The organism is Porphyromonas levii (assembly GCF_018206105.1).
Classification (GTDB): Bacteria; Bacteroidota; Bacteroidia; order Bacteroidales; family Porphyromonadaceae; genus Porphyromonas_A; species Porphyromonas_A levii.
Genome location: NZ_JADRGN010000112.1, coordinates 1 through 227, shown reverse-complemented (window position 1 = coordinate 227; position 227 = coordinate 1). Strand labels below are relative to the sequence as shown.

Here is a 227-nt window from a genome sequence, read left to right as displayed (position 1 = left end):
CGTGTACAACTGAAAGGAAAAGGAATCAGACATTATTGGAAAGAGATCGTCCGAATAATGTCCACCCAAAAAGCAGTTACGACGGAAGCCACCAACATGCTAGGGGAAAAGGTGGTACTCCGAATTTGTAGCGACCCACCACCAAACGCCAGAAAAATCTACCAAGCCCTAAACTATAAAACCCACCCATTTAGAAAAATCAAAATTTGTAGTACACAGTAACTCTT

Annotated in this window: 1 protein-coding gene; it reads left to right on the top strand. The window is 41.9% G+C overall.

Annotated features, from left to right (window positions below; genetic code table 11):
- The coding region (locus IX315_RS09700; protein ID WP_211832446.1) for a transposase at nucleotides 1-222 on the top strand (222 nt) is incomplete at its 5' end.
- Nucleotides 223-227: the final 5 nt, after the last annotated feature.